At 41.5% G+C, this 12,657-nt stretch carries 11 protein-coding genes; 3 read left to right on the top strand and 8 right to left on the bottom strand.

The features are described 5' to 3' along the window. Positions 1–845: 845 nt before the first annotated feature. Entirely contained in the window at positions 846–1,715 is an 870-nt protein-coding gene (locus tag ACQY6Q_RS05185) for an AraC family transcriptional regulator (protein ID WP_427978681.1), read from the bottom strand. A 42-nt stretch (positions 1,716–1,757) separates the two neighbouring features. Between ACQY6Q_RS05185 and ACQY6Q_RS05180 the strand changes: the two genes are divergently transcribed. Further along, positions 1,758–2,981: a PLP-dependent aminotransferase family protein gene (locus tag ACQY6Q_RS05180; RefSeq protein ID WP_427978679.1), complete on the top strand. Its 1,224-nt coding sequence runs from the start codon at positions 1,758–1,760 to the stop codon at positions 2,979–2,981. A gap of 261 nt (positions 2,982–3,242) precedes the next feature. On the opposite strand, the gene ACQY6Q_RS05175 is transcribed toward ACQY6Q_RS05180, so the two are convergent. The 5 genes from ACQY6Q_RS05175 to ACQY6Q_RS05155 all read right to left on the bottom strand — a co-directional run bounded on the left by ACQY6Q_RS05175 (position 3,243) and on the right by ACQY6Q_RS05155 (position 8,588). Next, positions 3,243–4,133 carry a transglutaminase domain-containing protein gene (locus ACQY6Q_RS05175; RefSeq protein WP_427978676.1) on the bottom strand — a complete coding sequence of 297 codons (891 nt, stop codon included), beginning with the start codon at positions 4,131–4,133 and terminating at the stop codon, positions 3,243–3,245. A gap of 147 nt (positions 4,134–4,280) precedes the next feature. After that, positions 4,281–4,790, bottom strand: a complete 510-nt coding sequence (locus ACQY6Q_RS05170) for a ClbS/DfsB family four-helix bundle protein (RefSeq protein ID WP_427978674.1) — start codon at positions 4,788–4,790, stop codon at positions 4,281–4,283. 137 nt (positions 4,791–4,927) lie between these two features. After that, positions 4,928–5,356 carry a hypothetical protein gene (locus tag ACQY6Q_RS05165; protein ID WP_427978672.1) on the bottom strand — a complete coding sequence of 143 codons (429 nt, stop codon included), beginning with the start codon at positions 5,354–5,356 and terminating at the stop codon, positions 4,928–4,930. Between the two features lie 497 nt (positions 5,357–5,853). Continuing rightward, positions 5,854–6,885: a Gfo/Idh/MocA family protein gene (locus ACQY6Q_RS05160; RefSeq protein ID WP_427978669.1), complete on the bottom strand. Its 1,032-nt coding sequence runs from the start codon at positions 6,883–6,885 to the stop codon at positions 5,854–5,856. A 701-nt stretch (positions 6,886–7,586) separates the two neighbouring features. Beyond that, positions 7,587–8,588, bottom strand: a complete 1,002-nt coding sequence (locus tag ACQY6Q_RS05155; RefSeq protein ID WP_427978667.1) for a diguanylate cyclase domain-containing protein — start codon at positions 8,586–8,588, stop codon at positions 7,587–7,589. A gap of 326 nt (positions 8,589–8,914) precedes the next feature. On the opposite strand from ACQY6Q_RS05155, the gene ACQY6Q_RS05150 reads away from it, so the two are divergent. Together ACQY6Q_RS05150 and ACQY6Q_RS05145 are read left to right on the top strand one after the other, a co-directional pair. Further along, positions 8,915–9,814, top strand: coding sequence for an AraC family transcriptional regulator (locus tag ACQY6Q_RS05150; protein ID WP_427978665.1), 900 nt, complete (start codon positions 8,915–8,917; stop codon positions 9,812–9,814). Between the two features lie 453 nt (positions 9,815–10,267). Then, positions 10,268–11,164, top strand: coding sequence for a LysR substrate-binding domain-containing protein (locus ACQY6Q_RS05145; protein WP_427978663.1), 897 nt, complete (start codon positions 10,268–10,270; stop codon positions 11,162–11,164). 170 nt (positions 11,165–11,334) lie between these two features. Here ACQY6Q_RS05145 and ACQY6Q_RS05140 read toward each other — a convergent pair whose 3' ends face one another. Together ACQY6Q_RS05140 and ACQY6Q_RS05135 are read right to left on the bottom strand one after the other, a co-directional pair. Continuing rightward, entirely contained in the window at positions 11,335–11,868 is a 534-nt protein-coding gene (locus ACQY6Q_RS05140; protein WP_427978661.1) for a cysteine hydrolase family protein, read from the bottom strand. A 243-nt stretch (positions 11,869–12,111) separates the two neighbouring features. Next, positions 12,112–12,534: a GNAT family N-acetyltransferase gene (locus ACQY6Q_RS05135; protein ID WP_427978659.1), complete on the bottom strand. Its 423-nt coding sequence runs from the start codon at positions 12,532–12,534 to the stop codon at positions 12,112–12,114. Positions 12,535–12,657: the final 123 nt, after the last annotated feature.

Genomic DNA, 12,657 nt, shown 5'->3' with positions numbered 1-12,657 from the left:
AGTTCCCATTGCCATTAATAATTTACGCATTGTTATCTCCTTTTTGCGTATAACAGAGTATTACCCAGACGTCTCATTAAACCCCAGCCATTTGTACCTAGGTAAAACTCATTCCAAGTAAAATTACTTAATAATGACAATAACTTACCAGCAAAAATCGAAGTTTCATAGCGCTTATTGACAAAAGACAAAGCGAGAATAGATTTACCGCGCCAGATTTTGGCGCGGTAAATTTAATGACATCACGACAAAACTCGTAAATTCATAAAGTTATAAAAATAGGCAAAAACAAAGCGAGAACAGTTTGGCTAATTTTTGGCTCGCTTTGTCGTACATTTTGTTGAGTTCCATTACCAATGAATAAATAACCAGTAGTATAGATAGAGGAAAAGTCGGCGGGTTGCTACTAACTCGTTTTGAGGCAAAAACCTTCCCCCCCTCGACAGTCAAGATTGCGCTTTTAAATCCCTTCATCTTCGCCGAGTAGCGTAAATGAACAAGGGAGATAAGTTGAAGTCTGTTTGAGCGTAGTGTTTACTTCAACGCCCTGGAGAATGAGCAACGCAGGATCTAAGAAGATGCAGGGTGGCCTTTCTTTTGTGTACTAAGCTTTAGCCAAGCAAAGCTTAGTACATCGCCGTCAGGGCGAAACCTTACTAACAACTAGATACAAAACAAAATGATAAAAACGAGACTAACAGCTCCCCTAAACTAAAAATGCAAACACGCTTTGGGGCAATTGTGCGCCCACCTAAGATAGCCAGCTCATATGGGCAAACTGAAATTTCCTGAAAAAGTTAATCAATCGCTATGTTAATTGGCCTAGAAAGAGTTTGTGTAAGTAATTAAAAAAACCCTATAGGCAAATAGAAATCTAGTTCAAAATCTTTGTTTTGATTAAGAAAATGATTTTTCATGTAGTGGACATATGCCGGAGTTGCACGCAGTTTAAAGCCGGATTCAGGTAGCCATTGTTCTAATATTAAGCTCAACTTCGGTAAGAGCTCACCATAAATCCCATTCAATGGAAATACTGCATGTAGTCCACCCGGGATGACAAATTGATTGACCACTCCACGAACAGAAATCGGCCTATCTATCTCAATGCATGCCACGTAACGACACTGCTCTAACGCCACCCATGCAGGATTCGAATGATGTAATCCATACTGAACAGAAAAATCACGATCTTCCGTCATCGCCCATGCTTTTAATAATAGCCAGGCATTTGAAATAGAATGGTTATAACCCGTGTGGCGAACATAAGCAGCCATACGACTTGGCACTTCAATTATCTTAGGCATGGGCAAATCATGATTCGCTACGCGCTCATATCCCAAGGCTATTTCTTTATCCTTCAAGTATGGCTTATCCGATATCTGTAAATCGTGGTTACGCCATTCCTTTGGAGACATATTGAATACACTTTTAAATGCTCGATTAAATGATGAAGCGGAACTGAAGCCACTCTTATTCACGATATCAATAACCTTGGCCTGCGGATCAAACATAAACTGGTTAGCCGCATATTCCATACGAATACGGCGAATATACTGATTTACCGATTCACCAACTACACGTTGAAACGTTCGATGAAAATGCTGCTCTGAATAAGACGCAATCTTTGCAAGCTTACGAGCCGTCAAGTCTCTACTGATATCCTGATGGATATAGAAAAGCACGTCATTAATTCTTGATTGTTGAAGCTTATTCATAGCGCAGGAAAATAGCATAAATGGACATGTTAGCGAGCATATATGGACCGACCTTCTTTGCCAATAGTCATTACTATTTTCAGACCAACCACAACAAAGTTTGAGTCTTATATGGAAACGGCCTACTCAGTCCAACAAATACAATCTTCCTATATACGTGAAATCCTTGCTGCTGCCAGTGATAAAAGTGTTATCTCTCTTGCAGGCGGATTACCCGATGAAAAGACATTCCCTATCCATTTAATGAAACCCACTATAGAAGCACTAACTACGATGATTGATGTCTTTCAATATGGTGCAACCGTTGGGTATGAGCCATTAATTGTTCACCTCACACAAACATATAATCTACCAGAAACACATCGCGTGATGACGTGCACTGGCTCTCAACAAGGCCTTGATTTAATTGCCCGGGCATATGTTAACCCCAATGATACCGTCGCTATGGAAGCACCTTGTTATCTCGGTGCAATGCAAGTCTTTGGCTTAGCACAGGCTAATTTGGTTACTGTATCTCAGGATGAATCCGGACCTAATATCAATGAATTAGAATTATGTTTCAAAACAACATCTCCCAAGATATTTTATGCGGTTCCGGATTTTCATAATCCAACGGGCGTATGTTGGTCACTTGAGAAACGCAAGCAAGTAGCAACACTGTGTATAAAGTACAATGTGGTGCTTATTGAAGATGCTCCGTACCGGGAATTACGTTTTTCTGGTGAGCCCCTTCAGTTAGTCTCTGACTTTTGTCCAGACCACTCTATTGTGTTACGTTCGCTATCTAAAATAGCATCTCCAGGTCTGAGGTTTGGAACTGTGAGTGGAAAGCAGAGTTACTTAGAACCTCTATTAAAAGTTAAACAAGGGGCAGATCTGCACTCCAGTACGCCTGTACAAGCAATAATACTTGGCTTATTACAACATGCTGAATTTCCTCAACATCTGAAAAATATACGTGCTATTTATAGAGCTCGCTATGACACTATCTTTCAGGCAGTACAAGCCTATCTGCCCGATGAATGCAAAATCATTCCAACAGAGGGCGGAATGTTTGTCTGGGTTACCCTCCCTGAGTGTGATACCTACAAATTAGCGGATGAATTATTGGCGAATAACGTTGCGGTCGTTCCAAGCCCCGTATTTTATCCAGCATCAGCTAAGCCACCATCTGCAATACGTCTCAATTTTACCAATGCAGACCCAGAGGACTTAGTCACCGCAATTCGGCGTATTTCCCACGTTCTGAGAAATACGCTGTACTAAAATAAGTTAATAGGGAGAAATCTTACCTTTTGGCAAGTATTACTTTTTAAAGGGTAAACGCTCATTAATAAAATATGAATGAGCATTTGCCCTAGCTGATAATAGGGAAAAACAATTTTAGCTGTGATGTTTTGGGTAGAGCCAAGCTATGCATACTCAGTAGTAACGTTTGTATTTGCGGCGAATGTAGCGCAGCGGAATGAGTCCAAGGCCCGCCGCGATGCCAGTTTTGGCGGGAATTACGCAACATACGCTTATTACTTACAATTCAGCCTGAGTAGAAAGCAGTTCAGAAATTGTCGGAGCCTGAGTAATATCCCAACCTTTAGGGAACTTTAGCTCGTCCATGGATTGAATGGCTCTCTGCGCTTTAGCGTAATCAGATTTGCTACTAAAAACAGCGAGTTGATCCAATAACTGATACTCACTTTCACTCATTACAAGCTGGCGAGGATCATTTAAGATTCCCCAGCCCGTATCCCAAGCCATTAACTCCACTTTGCACAATGCAAAAAGATCCCTAACTAAATTCCCTTTTATAAATGGAAAACCATCTAAATCAAATATTCCAAAGTTTTCCGGTGCCGCTTCATTGTTTCGACAAAGCTGCCATGCATTACCTGCATAGATGAATTCAGTGTTTGGAACATCGCATTCATCAAACTGATAGTTAAGCACGCTACGGTGAATACCATCAAGTTGTGCATCGACCATAATCCATCGCTCTTGAGATTCACTCCAATATTCACATATCCAGTGGTCTTCGTATCTTCCTGGATTCAAATACTTCGAAAACCCACACCTAATTCGGGCTGCTATGCCTTTTTCTCTTAAGATGGCACAAAGCAACAATGAGAAGTCTCTACATATGCTAACTACTTTATTTATTGGTTGGCTATCTTCTGTAATTGGACGTTTTGATTTAGATTTCGACTTATCTAGCAGATCTTTTGCATAGCGTATTTGCATTTCAGAATAGCGGATATGGTCTTGAACTTCACAACCGTAGTGAGAAATCCAATACGAGTGGATCAGGTTTCCTTGTACGAATTTGCATAACTCGCGAACATCATTTGGCAACAGCCGGATGACCTCACTAAATTCACTCACGTCAGAAATTGCACTTTGTTTTTTATAAAAATCTATATCCATACTAATAGATCTCCAAAATTCCTGTAAGTAACGCTGCATTAAGGTGTGAACAACGCTAAGCACCTAACCTAACTCACTGCACTCTAAACACAAACCCCAAGCTTGAACTGAAAATACCAAGCGTTGAGAATCCGTTTTAGTCGTTTGTTATGTGCATTCCCGATTGAAACACCTAACTTTTTTACGCATATTTTTCATAGGTGATGATGTATTAAACTGAATCATGCGCCCTAGAGTCCATTGCTCATACCACGCTAAACCATACAACTCATGATCACTTAAACTTGAAATGAGTAGAAGTATCTCGTTAATCGTAAACTCTAGTTCAACAAGCAGATCACTGTATTTCCAGTCACGATATTCTTCGTGGAAACTTTCGGCTAGCAACCCAAGTTGGTTCCATTTATAGCCAGCTTCAGGAAAATCCACATGCTGATTTTGAGATTTTAAACGGTGCCATTTTAAAACGAGTTTTCCCCAACCAATCAAGTAAGCGACCGTATCACTAACGCTAATGAATGTACCTTTAACGTTTCCCTCTACGCCGATTTTGCGGGCTTTACTTTCAGGAATTGAGCGATAGTCAGCCATTATTTTTGGAAATATTGAGTTTATGGCTAACTCCAACTCATCCTTATTTTTTGGTACAGAAGACAATTTCGACCTCCATTCAACGCCGCGTTAAGGGGGGGGAATGCCGCATAAACCAGCTTTCCGCAGACCAATTTCACCACAAAACTCACCGCATACCCAAAATGCCACGCGGCATGAATCCCTCTTGAACGCCTGCCTTGTTAGCATTTTTTTGCTACGCGCTCGGAACCATATACCACAACAAATGACATTAAAAACCATACTAACCATTTAAAAGCATTCTGTAACAATACGACCCCTATGGGGTTGCCTACGATAAAGTCCATCAATGGCTGTCGGATTAATGCACCATGTAATGCGGTAAGTAGAAAACTCAAAATCAAAAAAGCTTTGAACTTACCATATGGAATAATTTTGTCTCTAATAAGCCAATACAGAATGATCACAGAAATGCCATATTCGAGTGATGTGACCATCGCAATGTACTTCACATCCCAAGAAGGAATTACTTCATGTCCCAACATTATTTGTGCAACCCAGACTTGAAGCCATTCAGCAGTAAAAACGTGAACAATAAAACCAGAGCTCGATGCTAGTACCACTACAATAAGATACTGAAAAATCTTCATAAAAACCTCGAAAGCAGACAGAACTAAGACTAATGAGCACTTTATAAGTTCCGAAGTTTTCGTGAGAATGCTAACAACTTGTTAAGAATAGTTTTGAGGGAGCTGTAACACAGAAGGGGCCAAAAACCCATTCACACCCTCGCTAGTTAAGATTGCGCTTTTCAATCCCTTAATTATCGCCGAGCAACGCCGTTGACAAGCGATGAAGCCGAGCACTGTTTGAGCGCAGCGAGTTGCGCAGGCGCTTGGAAACAAACCGTGCAGGATAGATAATGCAGGGCGAGCTTTCTTTTGACTTAGCTAAGCTTTGCTCGTTGAAGCTTAATGACGTCGCCGTAGGCGAAAGCTTTTACCCCGTAACTAACACATTTTGGGGCAAAAGCGTGTTAGTACAAAAGCACTATTTGGTTAAGTTGGGATTAACTCCAGCTTAAGTGTGAGCAACGCAATACAATGTATCCGCACGCAACCTCAATCACTAAATAAACCAACACGATTCAATTTATGGCGGGATTTGTCTTGCCTTTCTCTATTGTACGAACTAAATGCTGAAAGCCATTTTCGACTAAACTAGATTCCATAATTGAAATGACTTTTCGGCTAGTCTCGGCAGGCATGACATCAGATTGATATTGCTCATTAAGAATCAGTGAGGATACATGCTCAATCTCGTATTCAAATCCACCTCCTCTCACAGGTGAGGCAATTATATGCTTTTTGCCGTTATACGAAATATTGATGGTTGTTGGATTCCACCATTTTTCATGGATAATTATTTCTAGATCCGGCCCCTTAATGACAGCTTCGCGTTTTAGATCACGAGTGATCGAGGCGCAAATTCTACCATTAATCTCTCCACCAAAAACCAATTCAACATTTTCATCAACTTCAGATTTAGCATTGTCTTTGATATGTGTTACAGAGGGTTTAACTACCGTGTTTTTAGTGAGTTGACATAAATCAACATACAGCCATAGAGCATACACACCAACATCTAAAGTTGCTCCACCACATAAATCAGGGTTGAATATTTGCTCCTTGGTATCGAACTCATGCAAGTTACCAAAGGCAGCTTCAATTGAGTCGATTTTCACATTGTTCTCTTGAATAAACTGTCGCAATGCTTGATAAGCAGGAAAAGCCATTGATTTCATTGCTTCAACTAAAAGCAATCCATTTTCTTCAGCAAGCAAGGACATTTCATCCCAATCTTCCACGTTAGTAAAAGCAGGCTTTTCAACCAAAACGTGTTTTCCGTGCTTTAAGAAAAGTTCAACCATACTTTTGTGAAAAGGATGAATTGTTGCAATATAGACAACATCAACATTTGGGTCTTGTGCTAGTGCCAGATATGAACCATGGCTTATTTGACAACCGTATTCATCAGCAAACATATCAGCTCGCAACTGATCCCTTGCTGCGACGGCGTATAGCTCTCCGTTTTCAACTTGCTGCGTCAAATCTTTTACAAAACGCTGGGCTATTTTACCTAATCCAGCAATACCCCAGCGAACCTTCTTGTTAAACATATACATCCCCAATGAAATTCAATATTAGAAAAACCATACCAACAGCCTGTAATTCAAAAAATCAAAAACGGTAAGCTGGTGCGAACCAGTTGTTGTGTACTTAAGCTTAAAACAGATAATTAGACTCCCTCTGTGTCCTACTACGCTTCAGGTGAAGGTTACTGAGTTAGGAGTCAAATAATGACTAATACTACCGTCTATGGTGTTGATTTGGCAAAGAATGTCATTCACGTTTGTAGTGTCGCTAACCAACAGGTGCTCTCAAATATTGAGATGACACCGCATAAAGTAGTTCCTAGTTAGCACGTACAAGTCCTGCAACAATGGTTTGGTAAGGCCGCAGAACATCCTACACGGGTTGTCGCAAAAACGTTTCTCACTCTGGGTAATCAAGATTACGCTTTTTCACCCCTTCATTATCGCCGAGCCGTGCCGTTGAAAGGCGATGAAGCCGAGCACTGTTTGAGCGTAGTGTTTGCGCAGGCGCTTGGAAACAAACCGTGCAGGATAGATAATGCAGGGGGAGCTTTCTTTTTACTTAGCTAAGCTTTGCTCGTTGAGGCTTTATGACGTCGCCGTAGGCGAAAGCTTTTCCCCCGTAGCGAACACATGATGGGTCAAGAGTGAGTTAGGAAACGACTACAAAAGTTCGAATTGGTTCAGTCATGCTCAACAGCCAATAAAACTAAAGAAAAAGACGACTATCTTGGCTGTATTTTTGCTTTTTTATAACGCTCTCGCTTAACCAAATACATTCTCTTATCCGCTAGATCAATTAGTTCTTCGATTTCGCTGCCATCTTGAGGCGCTACTGCATATCCAATGCTCGCTTTTAAATGCATGGTCTTCGTTTCATGCAACAACGGCTTTGCCACTTCCTTTTCCAGTCGCTGAACTAGCTCCTCCGCCTCTTCATGACTCTTGAGAGGAGATATTATTCCAAACTCATCACCTCCTATTCTAGCCGCTGTGTCTAGCTCTCGCGTAACTCTGCGTATGCAACTGGCAAATTCCTTTATTGCTACATCACCAGTTCTATGCCCATGATTATCATTAATTAACTTTAGGCCATCCAAGTCACAAATAACGATTGCCAAAGGGCGGCTTGATTCATTTCTTGTCAAAAGAGTGGTTCTAAGTCTATCCATAAAAAATGCTTTGTTTGCTAAACCCGTCAAGCAATCTCTCGTAGCTTTAATAAATAAAGCATTGCGATCATACCGTTCTGCCAAAAACATCATTGATGCTATTGTTTCTGTTAACAGGTTAAGTATAAAAATGTCTTCTTCACCAAACTTATTAATCTCAAATGAGATAACTTTCAGCACTCCTACAGTTACGCCAAGATGATTAAGAGGTAGCACCAGCATGGAGCGCAAGCCTATTTTTCGACACGCTTCTATATCAACTCGATGGTCAGTTTCTGAATCAACACAAACGAGTGCGGTGCTGGAATTAATACAAAGGCCAGATAAACTAGATGCGGCTTTCAGTCTTAAGCCTAAATAATCAGATGCTATACCAGAAGCGGCTCGATAAACCATCTCATCACCGTCAGCAAGTTCAATTACCGCTCCATTTGCTCCCACAAGTGGTAAAATTCGCTCTACAGCGTGTTGCATTACGGCACCTAAGTCTAATCCCAGCTTGGTAAGTTCGGTCTGTATCTTGATGACTTCTAATAGTTTCTTGCTCGTTGGCATTACCGAAATTCCAAATATTACTGAAAGCTTTGTTCACTAAATTATAGTTCTTTATTCACTAAGCATTTAATTGAGTATGAGTGCACAGCCGCCGCTATCTTATCCTGTTTTAGCATACCCCAAAGTAAAGCAATTTACGGCAATAAAGATGCGTCTAATACTTGAGTTTACAAGCTTAATTAGATGGTATGTACCGAATAAACACGGATTGCTTTGGCACTTATAGTGAGATTAACTAGCTAAAAAGAAATGTGCATGAGCCACACCATTGCAACATTCATTGCTTGCAGTATTCTTATGCCTACTTAGCCAGAGTGAGCCTAAAGATGCGTGTTGATTATCAAAAGAGATTGGTTCCGGTGATTCGCTATCTAGAGCAACATTTTAATGAACCACTGAACTTGCCAGAAGTGGCCGCGCTGGCACACCTGTCGGCCTACCATTTCCACAGAACCTTCAAAGCGGTTCAAGGTGAAACGCTGGCAGACTTCATTCGCAGATTGCGCCTAGAAGCGGCCGCTGATGACCTATTTAAATTTAAACAGCCGGTACTGAATATCGCGCTTAAATATGGCTTCTCTAGCTCACAAAGTTTAGCTAAAGCGTTTAAGCAACATTATGGTGTGACACCAAGCGCTTTTCGACTTTGTAGTAACCACCAGCAATTTGCTGAGTTAACCCGAAGTAGCAAGATTGGACACGTACTGCGCAAGACTGGAAACGCGATTAAACCTGTTGCTGCATATACTAACTCCGAATCAATAACATGGAGCATCACAGTGAATACTCAACATTTTACAGCAAGCAAACTCGCTTATATTCGGGTTAACGGCCCCTACGGCAAGGGATATGAAGAAGCTAGCCAGCGGTTGTATCAATGGGCGGGCATTAAGGGCTTAGCCAACAATACCTGTATTTTTATTTATCATGATAATCCGGAAATTACCCCTGATGAAAAATGTCGCACCGATATTTGCTTGATGGTCCCAAGCGATACCCAGACTGCTGAAGGCATAGAGCTGCAGGATTTTCCCGGTGGACAATATGCGGTTATGCGTCAAACCATCACCGATGTTAGCCAGTACCCTAGAGCTTGGGACGAGCTAATGAGCAAGTTAATCGAATCTGGAATTGAGAGCGACGAACGCCCTTGTTTCGAGCTTTATCACAGCTTCGATCCTCAAACAAACCATGCCGACGTTAGTTTTTGTACTGCAATTAAGTAATTCCCAAAGGCTTAGATGATAAAGGCAGTGAAATAGCTGCCTTTACTACTGCAAGAATGACCCGAAATAACGAGAAGAATAAAACGCTCAGGGCAAATTGCCAGCCGGAACTTAATGAACTCAAGCGCGGGAAACATCAATAGAATAAGGCGGGTCCAACAATTCATTAGTTGAGATTATAGGAACTTTGAATAATGCCGGTTATCGCGCTCTTCAGGAATTAACCCCACATCCTTTTTAAGATGAGCATTCATAACAAACTGTCTTCTGTTCCGCCCACCGCAAAACCTGTCAAATCTGTTAATTTTAAATAAATTAAACAACTTAACTTTACTAAAAGATATGACTAACGGCATCGTCTTACTCTTGATTACTGATTAGGTACAGTTATTATCGAGCTAAAATAATTCTGTTACGAACAACGATTAATTACAGGAAGTATAATCTCAGCTTATGGACAATCGGCTCCGTTATCTTTCAGCACTGCGTTTTTTCGAATCAGCGTCTCGCCATAAAAGCTATAGCAAGGCCGCTGAAGAACTGTGTGTCACTCAAGCAGCCATAAGCCAAAAACTGCGACAGCTGGAAGAGCGCTTGGGATGTAAATTATTTATCCGCCGCGGACGTGAAATGCATCTAACGGACAAAGGGCAAATACTTCAAAAGCATGTTAGTGACGGCTTTAAAAACATCATCACTGGACTAAACAGAATTCAGAATGAACCCCTCGAAGGGGTACTTAACGTTAGCGCCCCTCGCTCATTCTCTACGCGTTGGTTAATGCCTAGATTGTGGAAGTTCACTATGGAGTTCCCACATATCCCGATACGCGTACAAAACGTAAAAGAAATCGATATTCGCCACACTGAAACTGATGTATTAATCTGGCAGGGAGATGAAAATGTCGAACAATTCGATTTAACGCAAGAGACGCTATTTGAAGAAGACATTTATCCTTATTGTTCCCCACAACTAGCTGAATCAATTAAGTTTGAGCATCCAGAGCAACTGCTCAAGTGTTGGTTAATTGATTTTCACTCGGCATCTTTTAGTTGGGATCAGTGGTTTCGCAGCGCCAAGGTCAACGCGAAAAGAGAAGGCATTCAATGGATGGAAGTGAGTACTTTTGATATGGCAATCAATGCTGTCGTTGCCGGACATGGGGCATGTTTAGCTACTGAAAGTATTTCTGCAGATTTTGTTGAACGAGGCCTATTAGTTAAGCCATTCAATATCGGGCTAAATCCCGGAATTCGCTATTCTGTGATTAGTGACCCTTGCTCTTCACGTGTGCTAAGAGTCAATGCATTTAAATCATGGTTACAAAATGAATTAAATGCCCAACAATAGGATAAAGTCAGTTCTTAAGTCCCGAGATCTGGGCTAAGAAACTAAGGGGCGAGCGTGTATATTGCTAGCGCCTGCTTAGCCAAGTGTTATGGCGCTCCAAATGCCCCATCAAGCGAGTTAAAGAGTATTTAATAACCAGCACATCGCAACAAAGTAGCAATTTGCTCACCCTATTGCCAAAGCATCTCTGCCTCTAACGCGGCTATCTTAACGCCGAAACTGGTCATATTAGCTAAGGTTGCATTATGGTGCGCTCGAATTTGTGCCCCTGTGGCATGAGCTTTGTCGTGAGTAGTATGAGCATCGGCGACTAGCGTTACAGGATAACCCAAAGCGGCGGCTCGGCGCACACTGGTATCAACACAAAACTCAGAGGCATAACCACAAATAATTAAGTTATCCACCGCCAGCTCTTGTAACAAACTTTGCAGATTGGTGTTTAAGAACGAGTCCGGCGTGGTTTTAGCCACAAAATGATCACCCGCTTGAGTCACCAAGCTCGCTTGTAAGGCCCAACCATCACTGCCATTCTCAATTACCGAATCGGCTTGCTCGTGTTGAATGAAAATAACCGGTAGCGATTTAGCCCGCGCCACTTCAGTGATTTGGTTAATTTTATTCAGCACCACCTGTGCCTCAAATGGCTGCGGTTGTGGGTCAAACAAAATCGACTGAACATCAATAACTAATACTGCAGATCTCATAAGGTCCTCTACTAGAGCTAAGGAGGTATTAGCAGCTAATCCCCCAACTCATTATCACTGGTTAAACACGTAAACTACTGAGACCAAAACGGCAAAGCCTCGCGAGGCTAACTTAAGTGCCTGCTTGGATGGGCACAATAACCTACTTAATCGCTATCGCTAACTCTGCTGGGTTGTGCCATGCCCAGCCTTAGCCGCCACAACAAGATTAATATTATTACTCACCTCGGCACTCGACATTGGCTAAACCAACATTTCCATTTTAATCAATCCCTCGGATTCACCTAAGTCTTTAAAACCAAATCTTTTATAGAGATTCAACGCTCGATTTTCACTAAAAACGAGTAACCTAAGCCGACTTAGCGAGTGCGACTTCGCTTTCTCTAAGGCATAAATTAAGCATGAGCAGCCAATGCCCAGGTTTTGGTACTTGGGTAAAATTTGAATATCTCGGATATAAAGGGCACTTTCATCACTCGAAAACCTGAGTATTCCTACCCAATCTCCCTGATACTTCACATCAAAATTTTCAAACTGAGACCAGTTTTCTTGATACGTTTTCTGATCCCAGGCGATATTTCTTAACTGATAGTAGTGGCGCATATTTAATCTTGTCAGTTCTGACGCCAACGCTATCGAATTCGATTTTTCAACTTGAACCGGCACTAGGCTTCCTTAAAATTGGCTAGCACATGAGGTTTGAATGCCGACCAAACGCTAGCTATGCTAGATTTTACACTCTCCACCCAGTGATCATTACGCCACACATCGGTAATAATAACTACCACG

The sequence above is a fragment of the Agarivorans sp. genome, assembly GCF_050295395.1.
Classification (GTDB): domain Bacteria; phylum Pseudomonadota; class Gammaproteobacteria; order Enterobacterales; family Celerinatantimonadaceae; genus Agarivorans.
Note: the sequence above shows the minus strand (reverse complement) of the source record. Positions and strands in the feature narration are given on the sequence as shown.